Annotated in this window: 22 protein-coding genes and 3 pseudogenes; 12 read left to right on the forward strand and 13 right to left on the reverse strand. The window is 59.3% G+C overall.

The window, feature by feature from the left end; translation table 11 throughout:
- Window positions 1–4 precede the first annotated feature (4 nt).
- Together AC1ECN_RS06140 and AC1ECN_RS06145 are read left to right on the forward strand one after the other, a co-directional pair.
- Window positions 5–1,201: an aminotransferase class V-fold PLP-dependent enzyme gene (locus AC1ECN_RS06140; RefSeq protein WP_477952492.1), complete on the forward strand. Its 1,197-nt coding sequence runs from the start codon at window positions 5–7 to the stop codon at window positions 1,199–1,201.
- Between the two features lie 32 nt (window positions 1,202–1,233).
- Window positions 1,234–3,069, forward strand: coding sequence for an ABC transporter ATP-binding protein (locus tag AC1ECN_RS06145; protein WP_477952493.1), 1,836 nt, complete (start codon window positions 1,234–1,236; stop codon window positions 3,067–3,069).
- Between the two features lie 31 nt (window positions 3,070–3,100).
- On the opposite strand, the gene AC1ECN_RS06150 is transcribed toward AC1ECN_RS06145, so the two are convergent.
- On the reverse strand, window positions 3,101–4,315 hold the full coding sequence (locus tag AC1ECN_RS06150; protein WP_130703991.1) for a polyhydroxyalkanoate depolymerase: 1,215 nt from the start codon (window positions 4,313–4,315) through the stop codon (window positions 3,101–3,103).
- A 124-nt stretch (window positions 4,316–4,439) separates the two neighbouring features.
- Here AC1ECN_RS06150 and AC1ECN_RS06155 point away from each other — a divergent pair, with 124 nt between their 5' ends.
- The 3 genes from AC1ECN_RS06155 to AC1ECN_RS06165 all read left to right on the forward strand — a co-directional run bounded on the left by AC1ECN_RS06155 (window position 4,440) and on the right by AC1ECN_RS06165 (window position 6,571).
- Window positions 4,440–5,093, forward strand: coding sequence for a glutathione S-transferase (locus tag AC1ECN_RS06155; protein ID WP_130692670.1), 654 nt, complete (start codon window positions 4,440–4,442; stop codon window positions 5,091–5,093).
- A 115-nt stretch (window positions 5,094–5,208) separates the two neighbouring features.
- Entirely contained in the window at window positions 5,209–6,030 is an 822-nt protein-coding gene (locus AC1ECN_RS06160; RefSeq protein ID WP_477952495.1) for a bifunctional allantoicase/(S)-ureidoglycine aminohydrolase, read from the forward strand.
- A 19-nt stretch (window positions 6,031–6,049) separates the two neighbouring features.
- Window positions 6,050–6,571: a GNAT family N-acetyltransferase gene (locus tag AC1ECN_RS06165; protein WP_477952497.1), complete on the forward strand. Its 522-nt coding sequence runs from the start codon at window positions 6,050–6,052 to the stop codon at window positions 6,569–6,571.
- Between the two features lie 62 nt (window positions 6,572–6,633).
- Here the strand turns inward: AC1ECN_RS06165 and AC1ECN_RS06170 are convergent, their stop codons facing one another.
- From AC1ECN_RS06170 to AC1ECN_RS06180, 3 genes and pseudogenes are all read right to left on the reverse strand, one after another.
- Window positions 6,634–6,948 carry a helix-turn-helix domain-containing protein gene (locus tag AC1ECN_RS06170; protein ID WP_477952499.1) on the reverse strand — a complete coding sequence of 105 codons (315 nt, stop codon included), beginning with the start codon at window positions 6,946–6,948 and terminating at the stop codon, window positions 6,634–6,636.
- Between the two features lie 637 nt (window positions 6,949–7,585).
- Window positions 7,586–7,990 (reverse strand): type II toxin-antitoxin system VapC family toxin, encoded by a 405-nt coding sequence (locus AC1ECN_RS06175; protein ID WP_130673984.1) that lies wholly within the window; start codon window positions 7,988–7,990, stop codon window positions 7,586–7,588.
- Window positions 7,987–8,121 (reverse strand): annotated as a pseudogene (locus tag AC1ECN_RS06180) (AbrB/MazE/SpoVT family DNA-binding domain-containing protein); the annotation flags it as partial. The pseudogene AC1ECN_RS06180 and the gene AC1ECN_RS06175, both read right to left, overlap by 4 nt.
- Window positions 8,122–8,204: 83 nt before the next feature.
- Between AC1ECN_RS06180 and tnpA the strand changes: the two are divergent.
- The 3 genes from tnpA to AC1ECN_RS06195 are packed head-to-tail and all read left to right on the forward strand — an operon-like array spanning window position 8,205 to window position 9,293.
- Complete coding sequence (tnpA, locus tag AC1ECN_RS06185; RefSeq protein ID WP_245483680.1) at window positions 8,205–8,591, forward strand: IS66-like element accessory protein TnpA; 387 nt, start codon at window positions 8,205–8,207, stop codon at window positions 8,589–8,591.
- Window positions 8,588–8,941 carry an IS66 family insertion sequence element accessory protein TnpB gene (gene tnpB / locus AC1ECN_RS06190; RefSeq protein ID WP_163861788.1) on the forward strand — a complete coding sequence of 118 codons (354 nt, stop codon included), beginning with the start codon at window positions 8,588–8,590 and terminating at the stop codon, window positions 8,939–8,941. Before tnpA ends, tnpB begins: the two co-directional genes overlap by 4 nt.
- Before the next feature lie 19 nt (window positions 8,942–8,960).
- Window positions 8,961–9,293 carry a hypothetical protein gene (locus AC1ECN_RS06195; RefSeq protein ID WP_163861771.1) on the forward strand — a complete coding sequence of 111 codons (333 nt, stop codon included), beginning with the start codon at window positions 8,961–8,963 and terminating at the stop codon, window positions 9,291–9,293.
- A 61-nt stretch (window positions 9,294–9,354) separates the two neighbouring features.
- On the opposite strand, the gene AC1ECN_RS06200 is transcribed toward AC1ECN_RS06195, so the two are convergent.
- The gene (locus AC1ECN_RS06200; protein WP_130657329.1) at window positions 9,355–9,591 is read right to left on the reverse strand and encodes a DUF6894 family protein; all 237 of its coding nucleotides are present in this window, start codon (window positions 9,589–9,591) and stop codon (window positions 9,355–9,357) included.
- A gap of 691 nt (window positions 9,592–10,282) precedes the next feature.
- Here AC1ECN_RS06200 and AC1ECN_RS06205 point away from each other — a divergent pair.
- On the forward strand, window positions 10,283–10,969 hold the full coding sequence (locus AC1ECN_RS06205; protein WP_130673983.1) for a Crp/Fnr family transcriptional regulator: 687 nt from the start codon (window positions 10,283–10,285) through the stop codon (window positions 10,967–10,969).
- 1 nt (window position 10,970) lies between these two features.
- Here AC1ECN_RS06205 and AC1ECN_RS06210 read toward each other — a convergent pair whose 3' ends face one another.
- A complete protein-coding gene (locus AC1ECN_RS06210; protein ID WP_130674127.1) occupies window positions 10,971–11,210 on the reverse strand; it encodes a DUF6894 family protein in 240 nt (79 codons plus the stop codon).
- Between the two features lie 219 nt (window positions 11,211–11,429).
- On the opposite strand from AC1ECN_RS06210, the gene AC1ECN_RS06215 reads away from it, so the two are divergent.
- Window positions 11,430–11,678, forward strand: coding sequence for a hypothetical protein (locus AC1ECN_RS06215; RefSeq protein WP_130673982.1), 249 nt, complete (start codon window positions 11,430–11,432; stop codon window positions 11,676–11,678).
- 41 nt (window positions 11,679–11,719) lie between these two features.
- On the opposite strand, the pseudogene AC1ECN_RS06220 reads toward AC1ECN_RS06215, so the two are convergent.
- The 7 genes and pseudogenes from AC1ECN_RS06220 to mug form a co-directional block, all read right to left on the reverse strand.
- Window positions 11,720–12,102: pseudogene (locus tag AC1ECN_RS06220) on the reverse strand (thermonuclease family protein).
- Window positions 12,099–12,323, reverse strand: a complete 225-nt coding sequence (locus AC1ECN_RS06225) for a hypothetical protein (protein ID WP_130657326.1) — start codon at window positions 12,321–12,323, stop codon at window positions 12,099–12,101. The pseudogene AC1ECN_RS06220 and the gene AC1ECN_RS06225 overlap by 4 nt, the downstream one beginning before the upstream one ends.
- 1,109 nt (window positions 12,324–13,432) lie before the next feature.
- A pseudogene (locus tag AC1ECN_RS06230) lies at window positions 13,433–13,573 on the reverse strand (antitoxin); the annotation flags it as partial.
- A 140-nt stretch (window positions 13,574–13,713) separates the two neighbouring features.
- On the reverse strand, window positions 13,714–13,932 hold the full coding sequence (locus tag AC1ECN_RS06235; protein ID WP_018483477.1) for a hypothetical protein: 219 nt from the start codon (window positions 13,930–13,932) through the stop codon (window positions 13,714–13,716).
- A gap of 60 nt (window positions 13,933–13,992) precedes the next feature.
- Window positions 13,993–14,838, reverse strand: coding sequence for a pirin family protein (locus tag AC1ECN_RS06240; protein WP_477952502.1), 846 nt, complete (start codon window positions 14,836–14,838; stop codon window positions 13,993–13,995).
- Between the two features lie 95 nt (window positions 14,839–14,933).
- Complete coding sequence (locus AC1ECN_RS06245; RefSeq protein ID WP_130673980.1) at window positions 14,934–16,694, reverse strand: MOSC and FAD-binding oxidoreductase domain-containing protein; 1,761 nt, start codon at window positions 16,692–16,694, stop codon at window positions 14,934–14,936.
- 52 nt (window positions 16,695–16,746) lie between these two features.
- A complete protein-coding gene (gene mug / locus AC1ECN_RS06250) occupies window positions 16,747–17,289 on the reverse strand; it encodes a G/U mismatch-specific DNA glycosylase (RefSeq protein WP_018071191.1) in 543 nt (180 codons plus the stop codon).
- Between the two features lie 164 nt (window positions 17,290–17,453).
- On the opposite strand from mug, the gene AC1ECN_RS06255 reads away from it, so the two are divergent.
- The gene (locus AC1ECN_RS06255; protein ID WP_130673979.1) at window positions 17,454–17,939 is read left to right on the forward strand and encodes a DMT family transporter; all 486 of its coding nucleotides are present in this window, start codon (window positions 17,454–17,456) and stop codon (window positions 17,937–17,939) included.
- On the forward strand, window positions 17,936–18,373 hold the full coding sequence (locus AC1ECN_RS06260; protein WP_027690173.1) for a DMT family transporter: 438 nt from the start codon (window positions 17,936–17,938) through the stop codon (window positions 18,371–18,373). The genes AC1ECN_RS06255 and AC1ECN_RS06260 overlap by 4 nt, the downstream gene beginning before the upstream one ends.
- The last annotated feature ends 64 nt before the right edge of the window (window positions 18,374–18,437 follow it).

Below are 18,437 nucleotides of genomic sequence, written 5' to 3' on the forward strand. Positions count from 1 at the left end.
CTCCATGTCCACTGATATCCGCCCGTCGCTCGGCCTTCGCCCTGTCATCAATGTATCGGGCACCATGACCAGCCTCGGCGCCTCGATCGTCGTTCCAGAAGCGATCAGCGCGATGGCATCGATGCTGCCGCACTTCGTCGAGATCAACGATCTGCAGCGCAAGGCAAGCGCCGTCATCGCCCGGCTGACCGGCGGCGAGGCGGGCTTCGTCACCGCCTCCTGCTCGGCCGGCATTTCGCTCGCCGTCGCCGGCGCAATCACCGGTAATAATCTGCTGGCGATCGAGAGGCTGCCGGATGTCGTGCCGGAGAAGAACGAAGTGCTGGTGCAGATGGGCCATGTCGTCAGTTACGGCGCCCCGGTCGACCAGGCGATCCGGCTTGCCGGCGGCAAGGTCGTTCTTGTCGGGCAGGCGACCTCGACGCATCGCTTCCACATGGAAAACGCCATCACCGACAAGACCGCCGCCGCCGTCTATGTCGTCTCCCACCATGTCGTCGACTACGGCCTGTTGAATCTCAAGGAATTCGTCGAGATCGCCCATGCCAAGGGCGTGCCGGTCATCGTCGATGCGGCCTCGGAATATGACCTGCGCATCTTTCTCGAACAGGGCGCGGATATCGCGCTTTATTCCGGCCACAAATTCCTCGGCGGCCCGACCTCGGGCATCGTTGCCGGCAGGAAGGAGCTGGTGCGCCATGCCTTCCTGCAGAATATGGGCATCGGCCGCGGCATGAAGGTCGGCAAGGAGAGCATCTTTGGCGTCATGGCAGCGCTCGAAGCCTGGGAAAACCGCGACCATGCCGGCATCCGGGAACGCGAAACCAGCTATCTCAACTTGTGGAAGCGCACGCTCGACGGCCGCCCTGGCCTTACCGCGCTGATCGAGCCCGATCCGACCAATAATCCGCTCGATCGGCTGCGCCTGATCGTCGATCCCGAGCAAGCCCATATCACCGCCTGGGATCTGGCCGATGCGCTTGCCAAGGGCAGCCCGCCGATCATCGTGCGCGATCACGAGGTGGAGCACCGCTATTTCTACCTCGACCCGTGCAATCTGCACCCGGGCGAAGAGACGATTGTCGCGGAGCGCCTAGCGCAGGAACTCGACAAGGCGCGCGCCTCCAACGAGATCATCGCAACGCCGATCGAGAATCGTAGCAGGCACCGCTTCGACGGTGCGTTGAGCTGGCCGGATTGATCCGCCGCTTACCCGTCGCAAGAGGAACCGCCATGGCCAGCGCCCAAACCCAACCGATCCAGACGACGACCGACGTTCTTTCCGTCGAAAGGCTGACGACATCCTTTCTGGTGGACGGCGTCTGGAAACCGGTCGTGCGCGATGTTTCTTTTACGGTGGCGCCGGCGGAGACGGTGGCGATCGTCGGCGAGTCCGGCTCGGGCAAGAGCGTCACCTCGCTCTCGATCATGCGGCTGCTGCAGGCGGATACCAGCCGCGTCGAGGGCCGCGTCATGCTCGGCGGACGCGACCTTCTGGCCTTACCGGAAAATGCCATGCGGCAGGTGCGCGGCAACGAGGTGGCGATGATCTTCCAGGAGCCGATGACATCGCTCAATCCGCTCTTCACCATCGGCGACCAGATATCCGAAGCACTGCTTTGCCATTCCGATATGAGCAGGGCCGATGCCAAAGCCGAGACGATAAGGCTGCTGGAAAAGGTCCGCATCCCCTCGGCCGCTTCGCGCTTCGGCGAATATCCGCATCGTTTTTCCGGCGGCATGCGCCAGCGGGTGATGATCGCCATGGCGCTCGCCAGCCGGCCGAAGCTGTTGATCGCCGACGAGCCGACGACGGCGCTCGACGTGACGATCCAGGGCCAGATCCTCGATCTCATCAAGATGCTGCAGGACGAGGAGGGGACCTCCGTTCTCTTCATCACCCATGACATGGGTGTCGTCGCCGAGATCGCCGACAGGACGGTGGTGATGTATCGCGGCGAACAGGTGGAAAGCGGCGCCACCGCCGATATCTTCCACCGCGGCAAACACCCCTATACGAGAGCGCTACTTTCAGCCGTGCCGGTGCTCGGCTCGATGCAGGGCAGGCCACGGCCGCTGCGCTTTCCCGTGGTCAATACGGCAACGGGGGAATCGGACATACCGACCGAAGTTGCCGATACGGTGGCAGTGACGCCAGTCCTGCAGGTGAAGAACCTCACCAAGCGCTTCGACATTCATTCCGGCCTGTTCGGCCGATTGACCAGCCGGGTGCATGCCGTCGAAAACGTCTCTTTTGATCTTCACGCTGGCGAGACGCTGTCGCTCGTCGGCGAATCCGGTTGCGGCAAATCGACGACCGGCCGCGCCATCATGCGCCTCATCGAGCCGCAGGCCGGTTCCGTTCTCGTCGAGGGCAGGGAGGTGCTCGGCCTCGACAGGAAGGATCTGCGCGAGATGCGCAAATCCGTACAGATGATCTTCCAGGATCCCTTTGCCAGCCTCAATCCGCGCATGACAGTTGGTGCGGCGATCGCCGAACCCTATCTCGAGCACAAGATGGGCAACGCGAAACAGGCAAAGGATGTCGTCGCCGATCTGCTGGTGAAGGTCGGTCTGTCCTCGGATATGGCCGCGCGTTATCCGCATGAATTTTCCGGCGGCCAGCGCCAGCGCATCTGCATCGCCCGCGCGCTTGCCTTGCAGCCGAAGGTGATCGTCGCCGACGAAAGCGTCTCGGCGCTCGACGTCTCGATCAAGGCGCAAGTCATCAACCTGATGCTGGACCTGCAGCAGAGCCTCAACCTTGCCTTCCTGTTCATCTCGCACGACATGGCGGTGGTCGAGCGCGTCAGCCATCGCGTGGCGGTGATGTATCTCGGCGAGATCGTCGAGATCGGCCCGCGGGCCGCGGTCTTCGAAAATCCGCAGCATCCCTATACCAAGAAACTCATTGCGGCAGTGCCCGTGCCCGATCCCGACCGTCGCCACGAAAAGCGGATGGTGGCGAATGACGAAATCAAGAGCCCGATGCGTGCCGTCGACTATCAGCCTGCGAGCACGTCTTATCGCGAAGTCGGGCCAGGCCACCTGGTCATGGCCGATCGGTAGACTTGCCATCGCGTTTCGGATCTGACGGGCGCTATTCCATCGCCAGGATCATGTTGCGCACGACAGGGTAGATTTCCCCCTCCCAGCGGCGGCCGCTGAAGACGCCGTAATGTCCGACATTGGCCTGAAGATGATGGCGCTTCAGATGCGGGCGCAGTGCACGACAGAGATCGTGCGCGGCCGACGTCTGGCCGAGCGCGCAGATGTCGTCGCGGCCGCCCTCGACGGTCAAAAGCGCGGTGTTGCGGATCTGGCCCGGGTCGACCTTGCGGCCATGGTGGGTGAGGTCGCCGGTCGCGAGTTCCGCCTTCTGGAAGACGCGTTCGATGGTTTCGATGTAGAATTCTTCGGTGAGGTCGAGCACGGCGAAATATTCGTCGTAGAACTTCTTGATCTTGCCGGCTTCGGCCGTCTCGCCCTTCGCCAGATGGTCGTAGAGCTTGCGATGGGCGTCCTGGTGGCGCTGCATGTTCATCGACATGAAGGCGACGAGCTGGAGGAAGCCGGGATAGACCCGCCGCCCGGCGCCCCGATAACGCCAGGGAACGCCCGTGATCAGCGAGTTCTCGAACCAGGCGAGCGACTTCGATACGGCAAGTTCGTTGACCTTGGTCGGGCTCTCGCGCGGATCGATCGGCCCGGCCATCAGCGTCATGGTCCGCGGGGTGGCGGGATGCCGCTCTTCCGACATCACGGCAACGGCGGCCAGCGCCTGTACGCAGGGCTGGCAGACGGCGAGGATATGGGCGCCGGGGCCGATTTCCTCCAGGAAATGCATGATATAATCGACATAGTCGTCCATGCCGAAGCGTCCGGCCGACAGCGGCACGTCGCGGGCGTTCGCCCAGTCGGTAATATAGACGTCGTGATCGCGCAGCAGGGTCTGCACGGTGCCTCGCAGGAGTGTTGCGAAATGGCCGGACAGCGGGGCGACGACCAGCACCCGCGGCCGCTTTGCATCGGTGTCCGTTGCAAAGTGCAGCAGTGCGCCGAAGGGCATGTCGAGTACGGTCTCGACGGTCACGGGCACCACGCGATTGCCGATCATGACCGAGTCTATCGCGAAATCCGGACGTTGGTGGGTGATCTCGAAGCGTGAGATCATCTCCAGCGCGGCGGCGAAGTGCCGTCCCATTTCGCTGCCGGATCCCCAGAGCGCTGTCGCGGAGAAGATCTGCAGGCGCCGCGCCAGATCGCGGAGCGGCGCGATGAGATCATCCTGGAACTGATAGGCCTGGTAGAGCATGGGCCGAAATCTCCCGCACTGCCGCATCGATGCGGCGGTGCAAAAAATGCTAGTGGAATATGTCTTGCCATGCGAGAAGATTATCGAGGAAGAAGCAACATTGTCCGACAAGGATACGAGCGCGATGTCGCAGGCGGCACTAACGATTTCCTCGAAGAACTACTCTTCATGGTCTCTGCGCGGCTGGCTGCTGTGCCGGATGGCCGGGCTGGACTTCGCCGAAGTCCTTGTGGAGATGGATGACGAGGCGCGCCAGGAACTGCTTCTGCTTTCACCATCGGTCCTGGTGCCGAGGCTGACCCATGACGAGGTGACAGTCTGGGACACGCTGGCGATTGCCGAATATCTCCATGAGGTCGTGCCCACTGCCGGGCTCTGGCCCACCGAGCGGGCGGCGCGCGCCCGCTGCCGGTCGGTGTCGGGCGAGATGCATTCGGGTTTCCATAACCTGCGCTCGGCCTTGCCGATGAACCTCAAGGCGCGGCATGCGAGCTTCAAGATATTTTCGGGCGCGCGGCCCGATGTCGAGCGTGTCAAGGCGATCTGGACCGAATGCCTCGACGCGAGCGGCGGGCCCTGGCTGTTCGGGACCGATCCGACCGTGGCCGATGCGATGTATGCGCCGGTCTGCACCCGCTTCCGCACCTATGCGGTGGAGCTCGAACCGCAGCTCGAAGCCTATGTGGAAACGGTGCTGTCCTGGCCGCTGATGGGCGAATGGACCGAAGGCGCGATGGTCGAGCCGGACGAGATCGTCGAGTTGGAAGTCGAGTTCTGAAGGGAACGCGGCGGTGCGGCTGCGCATCGACCTTCACGCGCCGAATTAAGAGTTGCCTGGAAGGTGAGCGGCGCATAAATCAGTTGCAGTGCCACATGCCGCGAAATCTGGACCGATGAACAACAACGACTATTATTCCAAACTCGGCGGACTGCCGCCGCAGACCGAGCTGCTTTCCAGCAAGGCCGTTTTCACCACAGCCTACGCGGTCATCCCGCGCAGCGTCATGACCGATATCGTCACCAGCGTCCTTCCTCACTGGACGGGGACACGGGCATGGGTTCTCTCCCGGCCGCTTTCCGGTTTCTCCGAGACCTTTTCGCAATATGTGATGGAGGTTCAGCCCGGCGGCGGAAGCGATCGGCCGGAGCCCAACAAGCGGGCCGAAGCGGTCCTGTTCGTCGTCGAAGGCGAGATGACCGTGGAGCTCGACGGCAACAGCCATGCGCTGCGCGCCGGTTCGTTCGCCTATCTTCCGGCGGGCTCGGTCTGGCGCCTGAAAAACGGCGGCTCGACTGCGGTAAAATTCCACTGGATTCGAAAGACCTTTCAGGAGGTCGAGGGGCTGGAGCCGCCACCGGCGATCTTCACGCATGAGGACCAGCACCCCATCTCGGCAATGCCCGATACCGACGGACGTTGGGGGACGACCCGGTTCATCGATCCGGCCGACGTCCGCTACGACATGCACGTGAATATCGTGACTTTGGAGCCGGGTGCCGTGATCCCCTTCATGGAAACCCATGTCATGGAGCATGGTCTCTACGTGCTGGAGGGCAAGGCCGTCTATCGGCTGAACCAGGATTGGGTCGAGGTCGAGGCCGGCGACTTCATGTGGCTGCGCTCCTTCTGCCCGCAGGCATGTTATGCCGGCGGCCCCGGCCGGTTCCGCTACCTGCTCTACAAGGATGTCAACCGTCACATGACGCTCTGGTAGGAGCTATCGCAGAGGGACGATGAGGCTCGAAAGCGAACGTCTCATTTTGAGACCCTGGCGACCGCAAGATCGCAAGCCCTTCGCTGCGATCAATGCCGAGCCCGACGTTGTCAGATATCTCAATCCTTTGACCGACGAACAGTCGAATGCGATGCTCGACYGTATCGACCGGCACTTCGAGGATCATGGCTGGGGGTTCTGGGCGCTGGAAGAGAAGGCAAGCGGCGCGTTGATCGGCCTCTGCGGCCTCAACAATGTTTCGCCGGCTTTGCCGTTTGCGCCGGCAGTCGAAATCGGTTGGCGGCTTTCAGCGTCGCGGCACGGCGCCGGATATGCGCGCGAGGCCGCAGAACGGTCTCTCGACTTTGCGTTCAACGATTTGAAGCTTGACCGCATCGTCAGCTTCACGGTGCCCGCAAACAGCAATTCCTGGGGTTTGATGAGACGACTGGGGATGAACCGGATCGGTGAGTTCGATCATCCCAATTTGGCCGAAGGGCACCCGTTACGCCGTCACGTCCTCTACGAAAAGGTCAGCTAGAAAGATGGCCGAGATGAACGCGYGAAAGAAGCAAAGGAAGAAGTGAGACGACTGAGGCCGCGTTAGGCGCCCCCTGTCATTTCCACATCACAGACGATTCTGGGATGTTCAAAGGATGGTTTGAAGCGAACGCCGAGGCGAGCCAGGTAGCCTATGAGCCGATCAGCAGAGAACAGATGAACCTTCCCCCGCATCAGCTCACTAACTCGTGGCTGTGGGATGCCTAGTGCTTCTGCTACATCCGCTTGCTTCCAACCGCGATCCTCGACGAGATCGACGAGAGCGGAGATCAACGATGCGCGGAAGCTCAAGTCGGCGGCTTCATCCTTGTCGTCAACGAGTGACTCGAAGACGTTATCGTAGACAAGACGTTCCATATGATAACCCTTTTATACAGGTTCCAGTATATAGGTCAAAATGACCGGACCGTTAAGCTGGTTCCGTAAATCGCTTTTCGCCCCGCCTACGAAAAGCTGATGCTTCATCGCACAGTCAGCTTCACGGTGCAGCAAACATCAAATTATGGGGGTGATGAGACGACTGGGGATGAGCTGCATCGGTGAGTTCAATCATTTTCGCCGAAGGGTATCGGTTGCGCGATCACGTGCTCTACGAACTGCGATTATCAATCGGCATTTGAACCCAGCTACACATCGGCACCAACCGTGAATTCGCGCGCTTACAGTTTAGCAACCTATAATTGCAAAAGTGGCGTAATCTATCTTATGGAACAGATGGAACTATAGGCGTGTGCGTGGTTTTGGGCTGTCCGCAATCCTGTGACATTTGCCTGCTCCACGGCCGCCGTCGGGGATCTGGTTTAATGTAGGTCGAGCGACGTTTGCGGCGCGCGACCGCGATGATCCAATGCGCCGGCGCTCAACATCGAGGCCGATATCTTCCATCCGTGACCAATGATTCTTTTGGTTGGTCCGGAGGGCAAGGCCGGATGCAAGGTAAGAAGGAACACGCCAGGACAAATCGACATTGAATTTCCAAAATGGCTTATGGCCATCAAACCAACCAGTTTTCAACCCGCAAGGCGCGAATACGCATGAACTCGCCAACGTTCGCCGGCACCAGAACCGCTCCGAGGGCAAATGCGTGGGCGGCGATGAATAGGTAATTCGGACCGATAGGCTTGCCAGCGGCCTCCAGTTCAACCCGGATGCCTCCGTATGCAGCATCGGCGGGCACATCCAGCGCAAGCACCGGTAGGCTGCCAAGGATGGCTTCAATCTGGGCTAGTAGTTTCGGTGATCCCTTCTTGGCGCACCCGTAGCGCAAATCCGACGCCGTGATAATGCTGACGCAGATTGCATCGGGCCCAACTTCGGCGATGCGTTGGGCGACTACGCCCCTAGGGTTTCGAGCAAGCTCCGACACGATATTGATGTCCAGCATATAAAGCCTGCTCAAAGGTCAATTTCCTTCACAGGAAGCAGGGTATCGTCTACATCAGGAAACTGATCGTCAGGACCAAGCGGCTCCAAACCGGCGAGAACCTCCAGGAGGTTTTTGCGGTGCACAGGCTCAATAATGAGCCGATCGGTAACCGGTGTCCCGCTCCCACATTGTCCCCGCCGTCATAATCTGTGATCGGATTCCGTGGATGAGCAACGGGAGTTTCTCCATGGAGACTACATTGGAGGTTCTCACGACCAGGAAGTCTGGACGTGAGGTTCACCGGCACTGGCCGGACGAGTTCAAGGCGCAGATCGTTTCGGAGAGCCTGCGGCCGGGCGCGATGGTGAATGAGGTCGCCGAGCGGTATGGGTTGAAGCCCAACCACCTCTCCACCTGGCGGACTATGGCGCGGCAGGGCAAGCTGGTTCTGCCTGCGCCTGAGGATGCGCTGGAATTCGCAGCGGTGATCGTTGATCCGCCCGTTTCGGAGCCGCCGATCAAGAAAGCCAGTCGCCCCGAGATCATCGTCGGTTCCATTACCATCCGATTGGAAGAAGGCGCATCTGTCGCCCGGATCGCCGCTGTTGCGCGTGCCTGCGCGGTTCCGGCATGATCTTTCCATCGAACCGGGTAAGGATCATGGTGGCGACCAAGCCAGTCGACTTTCGTAAGGGTCACGATGGTCTGGCGGCGCTGGTCAAGAATGAGCTGCACAAGGACCCGTTCACAGGGACGGTCTTCGTATTCCGGTCGCGCAAAGCGGACCGGTTGAAGCTGATCTATTGGGATGGCAGCGGTCTGGTGATGGCCTACAAGCGGCTGGAGGAGCACACGTTCATCTGGCCGGGCGTCAGAGACGGCCTGCTGACCTTGGGGCATGCCCAGTTCGAGGCGCTGTTTGCAGGCCTCGATTGGCGTCGGGTCCGTACTGTGGAGACGAGAGCACCAGCAGCAATCGAATAGGTGCGTCACGATGACTCGGGTGGCAAATTCCGACGGTGAACCGAGCCGTGATGCCATCGCGAATGCCGAGTCTCCGCTTAGCTTTGAAGAGGCAGACCGCCTAGAATGCGCTGCTGTTTGGAGTCCCGAGCATGTCGAAGACAGGCTTCGTGATCATTTGAACGGCATCTCGAACAAGGTGGGCATCAATGCGGCCCCGAAAATAGCGATGATCTACTTGTCGGAACGCCCGGTGTTGGCGCGAAGCGCCGACCGCCTCATGGCGGCAGTCTTCGAAACGGCAAAACATCGTGGTCAAGGTGCGAGCGAGATAGCGCTTACGTTGAACGGTCAACGAGATCCCTTTCGTTAGAGGGTTTCACACTGTACGGTTTCAACATTGCAGCGACCGGTCAGGCGTTTGCGCGAGGGCGCTATTCCAGGCGGACAGCGGATCGGAAGGGAACGGTTGCGACCAACGAGCCGTCTTCCGTCATAATCTCGAAAGTGTCTCCGTTTGCCGGATCGCCCATGCGGATCCGCTCCGCCATGATTTCGCGGGCGGCGGCCGTTGCTTCCTCGAACGCCAGCTCGGGAGTGGCTAGGTCAATGCCCTCAGGATCTTCCTTGAAGGCACCGCTCCTGCGGACGTGGAAAAAATACTTCGGCATGGTTTGCTCCATCAAGAAAGCCCCCTAACCACTTGAGAGGGAAGTTGTTCCTCCCGAACCGCAAAGCGGGCTGGCCAAGGGGGTGCGACGGTTGCTCCCTCGCCAATAGAATTTCGCATCAGGAGACCGCGCAGAGCGTTACCGAAGGCGTCGGGTGAGAGGAACCACCAAAACCTTGCCTCTGCGCGGCCAACCCCTGGGAGGGGCGGATCGCAAGAGTGTTGGAGGTGGCTGAGACTCGGAGACTGAGTCTCCTTCTCCTGCGATCCGACTTCCTAACGACGCACGCGCGATAGCGTTCCTGTACCATTCCGCACCAATCGTTAGAAAAGTGCATTGCCGCTGACTTGGTTGGCGAGATTGATTGCGACTTCTGTCAACGATCCACGAAGGGCAGATATTTATATTGTCAATCGCTCGTCCTTTCGCAATGAGCGCACATGCCGGGGCAAAATGTGCTAAGGTCTCTTGGTCGGTATCGAACATCGTTGCCGGTCTATCGTCGCTGATGATCCACAATGTCAGTGGCTTATGTGCGGTTGGTCATAAACGCACACTTCCTGGGGACCTTTAGCCAAATCTGTGGCCGTCCCGTAGCTTTCACCATACCCACAGGCGTTTGGTTTGACATCCAAACTCCCCACGCGGAGCTGCTAACCACTTCGACCAATCGACGGTCGAGAACACCCTACTGAAATTGTTGAGCGTAGACGGCTTCGCACGCCTCTCGGGAGAGATGGAGCGCGTCGACCTTCCATTAAGGCACGTTCTTGTTGCTAGCGACGTCCCAACCACGCATGTCTGCTTCTTGGAAAGAGGCTTGGGATCCATGGTTGTCAGCAGCACCGACGAAGAAGTGGTGGAAATTGGCCACATCGGGCCCGAAGGCGCATCCGGCATGCACGTCGTCCTGGCAGTAGAGACGACTCCCACGCGCACGTTCATGCAAGTCGCAGGGTCCGGAATTATGGTGCCGATGGAGACGTTTCAGCGSGCGCTCGCCGATGATCCCGAGATGAAGGATTTCTTCCTTCGCTATGTTCACACAACCGTGCTGCAGCTCGCCCATTCGGCGCTTGCGAACGCCCGCTACAATATGCATGAACGGCTGGCTCGGTGGATACTGATGTGTCACGACCGCCTTGAAGGCAACAACCTGGCAATTACCCATGAATTTCTGGCATTGATGCTKGGTGTCCGACGTTCGGGCGTCACCAATGAACTACACGTSCTTGAGGGCGTCCACGCGATCCGATCGACCCGCGGAAATGTTAGAATTCTGGACAGGGAGAAGTTGATCGAAATCGCCGGTGGCTGCTATGGAGTGCCGGAGCGCGAATACGAAAAGGTGCTGGGTCTTCCGCACTGCGCCAGGTAGATTAGCCCACTCGCTTAACCGCTTCCGAAAAGGGCAACACGAGCAGGATATCGCCTGTTTCGTTTCTGATCTCGACGCTTCTTGACGCAATGTCATATCCGTGGAGCACGGCACTGCTCATCAATGCGCGCGCATCACGCACCGCTTCAATGCGAGCGGCATCCAAATCAGCAAGCTCGGTTCCTTCCCAGTCGTCGAGCGATCCTGCTTCAGACAGAATGTTGAAGTAGAAGCGGGGCATTCGAAATCCTTCAAAGCCGGCATGGCCGGGCAGGATAGCCTGGCCATTTTGCCTTTCCGTCGCGCTCAAAGTAACAGCATCGGCAACGCATTCGCCACTGTGCCATGTCACGACTGCAACTGTGCGCAACCGCACTGATGGTTGGCCTTGGGAGGTTGATGCACTACGGTTTTCTTATCGCGATCCGGGCGAGCTTTTGCGACGCTCAAGGAGGATGATATGACGGACTTCAATCTCTCACTCCAGCTAGCAGACGTGAACATGCTTTCGGATGCTGTTCGGATCTGGTACCGGCATAATCACGCCACGCCAACGGAACAATCAACACAGCTGCTTTGCAGCGCGGCGTTTGACCTCTATAATCAAGGACACAGGACGCGCGAGGAACTGGTCACGCTGCTGATCAGCAAGTTTGATTGCCTTCACTCGCTGGACGTCAACGCGCCGACGTCGACGTCTCATCATTAGTGATATCGATCTACTTTCTTGACTCTAGATGGCTAAACGCATCAAAAAGATCGTGAACACCAGTCGTTTCGTCGCTTCGGGTTCCATGTCCTGGCGTGGCCCTCCTGAAGCAGCCTTTTTCCGATTTCTTCACTATTCGATCGGTAGATCTTGATTGGCGGCCGGTGAGTGGGGGTCTTGTCCACCGCGCCGCTCCACTCAATCCTCAAGCCCTTTTCAGCCAGCAGCTCCTTCAGCCTTCCCTTGGCAGTCAGGGCTAGCTTCCGTTCCTTCATGCACTTTGCGTGCGAACCGATCTCTGATGTATCGATGCCTGAGACGAACGGAACGCTTTACCAACAGCCGCATGTTCTGCCCGTCGCATTTTGACCGTGTCGCCGTCGACGACGGTTAGCGATGCGCAGATGATCAGTTCAACTATCATTGAATAATATTCCCACGCTCGGCCGCCTCGATCATACGCCTGAGCGCCTGTTCCTGCTCGTACGACCTGTGCGGGAAATGCGCGAAGCACCACCAACGGGTCGTCACAGCTGGGGACGGGCTGTTTCCCCAGCCGCTCCACTCCGTGCGACCCTCTTCTTCGCAGTAATGGACATACATCTCCGGCGCTTTCGTCAGCGGCGGCATGTCGGTATCGCTCATCGAACCTCCTGCAATGGTCGATGCCGCAGCTAGCGACCATGTTTTAGCCGGCCGTGCAATTCGAAAAATTTCCCGTAGTGCTCCTCAACCTTGTGGCAGGCTTCTCGCGAGTTTTCTTCCCACTCGTGAACGCACTGAGCCTCCCTCGCTCTCCCAAGCAGAAAGAGCAGCGAGATCAAAACTCGACCTTTGACGTTTGGAGGCTGGATAATTCATGGTGGGGATCGTTGCCGCTTCAATTCGACGGATTGTAGTGACTTCCACCAAATGGGAGTCACCGTCGGCAGCTTGTATTTCCGATGTCGCGTAGTCCGCTCGCTTTAGGATGAGTCTTAGTATTCGCTGTTCTTCGGCTGTGGGGCACATCGACCTTATTCCCTGATTAGCAGCTTTTTGACGACTCCTTGGTCTATGCAGCCACGGTGCTCTATCGGCCCGATTTTTCAAACCTGTCCATCGACGTGATGTCCGGACGGCAAGTCGAAACGCACCTGAAATTGGGCGAGAGAAAGACCTGCGCACTTAACAGGGATACTACAGCGTGAACCATACTCAGAGCCCACGCTGCTTTCGACCGTAGTCGAAACTCGGTTGTTAAGGACAAGCCTACTGCCGCGTGGTCAGTTGGCTCTTGCTATTTTAAGGAGATCGCTGTCGCTTCCGAATCCCTCGCCGTACATTGTGAAGCGAAGACTGGACAGAGTTTGGTGACCGTGACCGCGCTTGGCGGCGGAGCCGTCGAAATTTTCCTCGACGATTGACAGTCCCAACGGTTTTCGATGACGGGTTCGGACGTAGCCAAACATGGTTCGTCCTTTCAGGTTGGGGCGGAAGCTGGGTCACTTCCAGTCGGAGCCCGCCCGTGAAAGGTTGGCTTCGATAGGGTTTTTATGCGCGCTTTCGCCCTCAAGCGCAACGTTCCATTCGTAATCACTTTAGGCGAGCGAGGGGTAATATCATCCCACCTCCCTGTTTCAGGGAGAACCCTGGAAAGGTCAGTTCACAGTGTGCTGTCCCCTTGCGACACGAACCAGTCGCCCCGTCATGGCGGCAGTCTTCGAATCTGCTTAAAGCATCTTGGTCCAGGTGCGCCCAGGACACCGCTTTCGGCGATCGCCATCGCGGTGGATCATCACTCGGTCACCGGGTAGCTCAAAGTCAGCTGGGATTCGCACAGCCTGACTCTTGTTGTATCTGAAAAGCTTCGCCTCCCGCGGGGGAATAGGCTCTTGATGTCGGGAATAGGCCACATCAGACTCCCGTGTATATACATATGCATATACAATTCATCGGCGAAGTTTTCAACCAAGGTCCAGCCTTGTTGATCTCCTATCTGATAGAACCGGAAGGTGCTTTGCCAACCTTGCAGCCGATCTTGTCGGTTTCTCGGTCAGTCCGTTCGTCCAAGGGTGGAAAGTGCATCCTGCAGTCTGAGCGCCGCCAATGCCTCGGTTGCCTCATCCGAAGACCATCCCGCTTCCAGCGCCGCAGACAGGACCAGCGATTCCGTTTGAAGCTCGAGCTTCTCGTATAGCGGCTCGATGGCTTCGCGGGCTGTTACAACGTGCTGGTCTGGTGGGGTGATGGGTGTGGCGGCAACCGTAGGCATGAAATGCTCCTCCTATTGAACGCTAAGGTTCGAAACCCATTCAGGGCATCCTTGTTCCATTCATATCGCCTTTTCGGTCTTCGAGCGGCGATGCGAAAGATGACGACGCCACATATGGCGAAATTTCCTCCATCGCAGGAACGCGCGAATGATGATTGCCGGCGGGATCTTCTTGTGGTMGCCGACAGTCCCCTGCCTGGTGATAGATGCGTTCGGGTCGAGCAGAAACGCGACCAACGTGCTTGCACTCTGCGCCTCTACTTCGAGCTTGTCATCCGATAAATGCAGCCCCTGCTCGCCTTCGGCGAACGTCTGCCTATTGACGACAACGGAACCGCTAAAGACATAGAAATAGAGATCTCGGCCTTGTTTCTGCGGGAATTCCACCCGTACGCCCGCGTCCAGCCGCATGTCGAAGACGTCGATTGCGCTGCGGACATAGAAGGGCGCGCCCTCCCCTTCCGGCCCGACCAGGTGTCGCCACACGTTTGCCGCGGCAGCTGGCATCGGCCCGTGCTGGATCTTCGGCTCGAGATCAACCGCATAAGGGCGAACGAGGATCTGCAGCATTCGCAGAGGCGGATCGGATGCCAGCGTCTCTTCGGAATGCCAAAAGCTTGCTCCGGCATTCATCACCATCAGATGATCGCGGTCGATCACCAGTCGGCCAGCGGCTTTGTCGTCGTGACGCATGACACCTTCGGGCACCCAGGAAATAATCTCGTCATTCCTGTGCTCGTGCATGGCGATCAAGCGGCCGGGATCGAGGATGGATTCAACGACCATGGCGAGAGGGCCTTGGCCGTGATCGGTCGGCTTCGGCTTCAACCAGCCCGGCATGTTGAGATGTGCGACGAAGCCTCCCATATCCCGCACCACGAATGTTCGTTCGCCCTTGAGCAGCATCGCATCCTCCATGCTTGCAAGGCAGTGACGACACCAGGCCATTGCCGCGCCGCGCATCATGAGCAAGAATCACGGTCGGCGCGTTCGTCCAGGCATTACAAATCAATCACGATGTCGCCCTTAGGTTTTGCGCAGCAAATCAGCACATTGCCATCCGCCGGAGCATCGACAGGGTCCGGCCGGTAGCCCACACTGCCCTCCACAAGTCCGGTCTCGCAAGTGTGACAGACGCCGGTTCGGCACGACCATCGCACTGGCACGTCGCAGGCCTCGGCCAGTTCGAGCAAGCTCTGGAATGTCGGCTCCCAGCGTACATTGAGACCCGTGCGGGCAAACGACACCATCGGCCCAGAGCCTGGAAGCCCTGCCGGCAAATGTGGTGGCCGGCGGGGCGAAGCTGCTATGCCGGGGGTCATCGCAGGACCAGCGCCGAACATCTCGGTGTGGATGCGATCCGGCGCGATACCCAACGCAACAAGGCCGAGGGTCAGATCGCTCATGAAGCTCGATGGTCCGCAGACATAGACGTCGCAATCGCGCGGCAGGTTGAGCGACTTGAGCGCCTGCGCATCAAGATGGCCGCGAGCGTCAAAATCGATATCGGGCCGATCCTTGGGGTCGGGGGAGCTGTAGCAAATGTGGCTGTGATGGTGAGCGAGCGCCTTGAGCAGGCCGCGCGCCTCCTCGGCAAACGGATGTTCGCGGCCGTTGCGGGTTCCGTATAACCACCAGACTTCCCGGGTCGATGCTTTGGCGGCCAAAACATGAAGCATCGCGAGCACCGGCGTCACTCCGATCCCGGCACTCAACAGAACAACCGGCGTATCGCCTGGCCGTAATGTGAAACTGCCGCGTGCCGCACTTGCCTGCACGATGTCGCCGACCTGCAGCTCGTTGTCGATGTAGCCGCTGGCTGCGCCATGGACCTCCCGCTTGACGCTGACGCGATAATGCGTGGCGCTGGGCTCGCCCGACAGCGAATAGCTGCGCATCAGCGCCGGCGCCGAATCCCGTCCGAGCCGCAGCACCACGAACTGCCCGGGGAGTGCGGCGGCAACAGGCTGGCCATCCGCCGGTTCGAGCACGAGGGAAACCACGCTGCCGCTTTCGCGCACCTTGCGCGACACACGCAGCGGGCGGAACCCGCGCCATGCCGGAGGCAGGCCGGGAGCAGCTGTCAGCCCGGCATTTCCTGTCGTCGCGCCCTCCTTCCGCTCCTGCTTGAGCAGGGCCTCGAAAGAATGACGCCAGCCTGCGCTCAGCGCCGGGATGCGCAGCGCGCGCTCCAACTGATCGCGCGGGTGACCCGGCATATAAAGCAGCGCGTTGATCTCGAAAACGCTCATACCCTCAGGCCCGGACGCCACCTTCGTGATCTCGTCGCCGGACTGCACTTCCCCTTCCTCCAGCACACGGAAATAGAAACCAGGTCGACCATGTTTGACCACCAGTGCGGCCATCTCCGGCTCGTCCATGCGTATGCCGAGCCGGTAGCAGGTGACGCGCGGTTGCGTCACCTCGAACAAAGCGCCGCCGATCCGGTAACGGTCTCCAATGCAGACCTCTGCATCCGGCAACCCATCGACGGTGAAATTCTCGCCGAACTGTCCGTAAACGAAGTCGTCTCGGCGCAATTGCTCCTGCCAGTACCGATAGGAATCGATCTGATAGACAAAGACTGCGCGGCGTTCGCCGCCGTGGCCAGCCAGATCGCCCTGTCCATCGCCGTCCACGTTCAGGCGCCGCACCATGCGCGGGCCGTCGACCGGCGTCTTCCAAATGGCAGTGTTGACGATCTTGCCTTGCCAGGTGACGTCGCGTGGCAGGCCCACATTGACCGAAAGCAAGCGTACCATGACATTTCTCCCGAATGACGATGATCGCAATTTCGAGATCGACGCAGGATGACTACAGCGTCAATCTCAGTTCGAGATAGTGTTCGGTCAAAGTCGTCAAGGTGAAGGCTCTGTTGAGGCCGCTCGGATTTGGCAACAGCCAGACGCATGCGCCGGCAAATTCCTCGGGCTGCCGACCCCATTCAACATTGGCTCGAAGACTGATAGCCGCGTATGCCGCCTTTCCAAGAAAGGCCAGATTGGCTGGCGCAAACTTTCGTATCTTGTTTTCCAGGACGGGCGCGGCGCTGAGATAATCCTGCCTCTTGAGCTCGCTTGCGCTTTTCGTGGGGCGTGAAACCGCCGATGTCAGACCACAGCCATATTGCAATAGCGCGCGCTCTTCATCGGCCCGCAGCAGACGCGGTGTAAATCCAGCCAGATGCAATACCCGCCAAAAACGGTTGCTCGGGTTCGAGAAATTATGCCCGTCGCGAACGGCAGATAGAGCCGGATTCAATCCGCAGAAAACCACGGAAAGGCCAGGAGCGAGGATTTCCGACAATCCGGCTTTCGGCATCGTGGAGGCGTCTGGACCATCGAGTTCCGCGGACATGGCATCATCTTGCATTATGGGACATCGCTCGAATTTAGCCTGTCAAATACACCAACCATGCGTCGATCGGACGGTGCTAATCATCTTGCTGAAAATGCCGATGAATGGCCTTAGTGGCAATTTGAAAAATATCGGGCGCAATCGATTCTTTGACGGGATCTACAATGACCACCGAAGCAGCGCGTAATTCGCATCCCATCTATTTCATCGGAGCTTTTGCCACGGGTGGGCTCCTGACGTTCATGGTGCACCTCAATGGGGAGTTGGCCCGTTATGGGAATCCCCTGTTCTCATCGTGGACCGCTCACGGCACAGGCATCATAGCAGCCGTCGTTCTTCTCCTGGTGGTCCACCGCCGACGCACGCCGAGGCCAGAAAAAGCCCCTAACGCGCCTTGGTGGGCTTACTTCGGTGGGATATCCGGCGCGGCAACGGTCATTCTGACTTCGACCGCGGTCAACTCACCGCTCGGGCTCTCCGGCACCTTGGCTTTGGGTTTGGCAGGCCAGGTCGCTTTCAGCGTCGCGGCCGACAGTTGGGGATTGTTTGGTCTGCCAAAGCGGCGTCCAGATACACGAGACATCGTAGCACTCGGCTTGGTCGTCACGGGGGCTGCACTCATTATCCTGTTTGGCCGAGGTGCGGCGTGACGGTGTTCATTCTCCTGGCTTGCCTGGGCGGTGTGCTCGTCGGCCTCAGTCGTCAGCTCAATGGGCGGTTGAGCATATCCACCACGCCGCTGATCGCATCCTTCTGGAACCATGCCATAGGCTTTGCTGTCCTTACCTGCCTTGGTCTCTTTGTCGGGGGCCTGCTTCCTGCGGGCGCTGCCGAGGCGCCTTGGTATGCCTATCTGGGTGGTTCCATCGGCGTTGTTTTCGTGGCGGCGGGCAGTTGGGTCATTGCCCGAATAGGTGCGGTTAATTCGGCTCTGCTGATCATCGGTGGCCAGATGGTAACAGGGGTAGCGTTTGATTATATCAGCGCCGTTCCAGCGTCATTTTGGGCGAACGCGGCCGGAATTGTTCTCATCGTCGGCGGAATGATGATCAGCCGCCGACGCAAAGCCAGCGGCGCACAATAGCCACGAGAGGGATGGACGGCGGGGAGTGGCCCCCCGCCCCCGCAGCATCTCTTAGGCGCGGTGT

This window comes from Rhizobium sp. 01N447_2, from assembly GCF_056399245.1.

Excerpts from the sequence above, each read along its gene's own strand:
- AC1ECN_RS06140 (WP_477952492.1), top strand. The coding sequence starts at position 5 with ATGTCCACTGATATCCGCCCGTCGCTCGGCCTTCGCCCTGTCATCAAT.
- AC1ECN_RS06145 (WP_477952493.1), top strand. The coding sequence starts at position 1,234 with ATGGCCAGCGCCCAAACCCAACCGATCCAGACGACGACCGACGTTCTT.
- AC1ECN_RS06150 (WP_130703991.1), bottom strand. The coding sequence starts at position 4,315 with ATGCTCTACCAGGCCTATCAGTTCCAGGATGATCTCATCGCGCCGCTC.
- AC1ECN_RS06155 (WP_130692670.1), top strand. The coding sequence starts at position 4,440 with ATGTCGCAGGCGGCACTAACGATTTCCTCGAAGAACTACTCTTCATGG.
- AC1ECN_RS06160 (WP_477952495.1), top strand. The coding sequence starts at position 5,209 with ATGAACAACAACGACTATTATTCCAAACTCGGCGGACTGCCGCCGCAG.
- AC1ECN_RS06170 (WP_477952499.1), bottom strand. The coding sequence starts at position 6,948 with ATGGAACGTCTTGTCTACGATAACGTCTTCGAGTCACTCGTTGACGAC.
- tnpA (WP_245483680.1), top strand. The coding sequence starts at position 8,205 with ATGGAGACTACATTGGAGGTTCTCACGACCAGGAAGTCTGGACGTGAG.
- tnpB (WP_163861788.1), top strand. The coding sequence starts at position 8,588 with ATGATCTTTCCATCGAACCGGGTAAGGATCATGGTGGCGACCAAGCCA.
- AC1ECN_RS06200 (WP_130657329.1), bottom strand. The coding sequence starts at position 9,591 with ATGCCGAAGTATTTTTTCCACGTCCGCAGGAGCGGTGCCTTCAAGGAA.
- AC1ECN_RS06210 (WP_130674127.1), bottom strand. The coding sequence starts at position 11,210 with ATGCCCCGCTTCTACTTCAACATTCTGTCTGAAGCAGGATCGCTCGAC.
- AC1ECN_RS06215 (WP_130673982.1), top strand. The coding sequence starts at position 11,430 with ATGACGGACTTCAATCTCTCACTCCAGCTAGCAGACGTGAACATGCTT.
- AC1ECN_RS06225 (WP_130657326.1), bottom strand. The coding sequence starts at position 12,323 with ATGAGCGATACCGACATGCCGCCGCTGACGAAAGCGCCGGAGATGTAT.
- AC1ECN_RS06235 (WP_018483477.1), bottom strand. The coding sequence starts at position 13,932 with ATGCCTACGGTTGCCGCCACACCCATCACCCCACCAGACCAGCACGTT.
- AC1ECN_RS06245 (WP_130673980.1), bottom strand. The coding sequence starts at position 16,694 with ATGGTACGCTTGCTTTCGGTCAATGTGGGCCTGCCACGCGACGTCACC.
- mug (WP_018071191.1), bottom strand. The coding sequence starts at position 17,289 with ATGTCCGCGGAACTCGATGGTCCAGACGCCTCCACGATGCCGAAAGCC.
- AC1ECN_RS06255 (WP_130673979.1), top strand. The coding sequence starts at position 17,454 with ATGACCACCGAAGCAGCGCGTAATTCGCATCCCATCTATTTCATCGGA.